This window comes from Zoogloea sp. LCSB751, assembly GCF_002028455.1.
In the GTDB taxonomy this organism is placed as follows: Bacteria; Pseudomonadota; Gammaproteobacteria; order Burkholderiales; family Rhodocyclaceae; genus Zoogloea.
The window spans coordinates 1-230 of the sequence record NZ_MWUM01000707.1 but is presented as its reverse complement, the minus strand read 5'-3'; the positions used below and the strand labels follow the sequence as shown (position 1 = coordinate 230).

Sequence of the window (230 nt, the reverse complement as noted above, 5' to 3'; positions counted from 1 at the left end):
GTGATGGCTGCGGGACAACCAGCTATCCCTCGCGGCTTAAACAGCGAAGGTATGAAGCGCCGAGGTTTCTCTAAGGAAACTCAATTAGCGGTGCGCCGCGCTTATAAAACCTTATATCGTAGCAGCCTGACGGTTGAAGAAGCGGTTGAGGCACTTGCCGAAGATGCACAAAATGACGCGCAAGTTAAGTTGCTCGTTGAGTTTGTCAAATCTTCGGGTCGCGGCATTAT

1 pseudogene is annotated in these 230 nt (G+C 50.9%); it reads left to right on the top strand.

Going from position 1 to position 230, the window contains the following annotated elements:
- Window positions 1-230: pseudogene (locus B4920_RS28265) on the top strand (acyl-[acyl-carrier-protein]--UDP-N-acetylglucosamine O-acyltransferase); the annotation flags it as partial.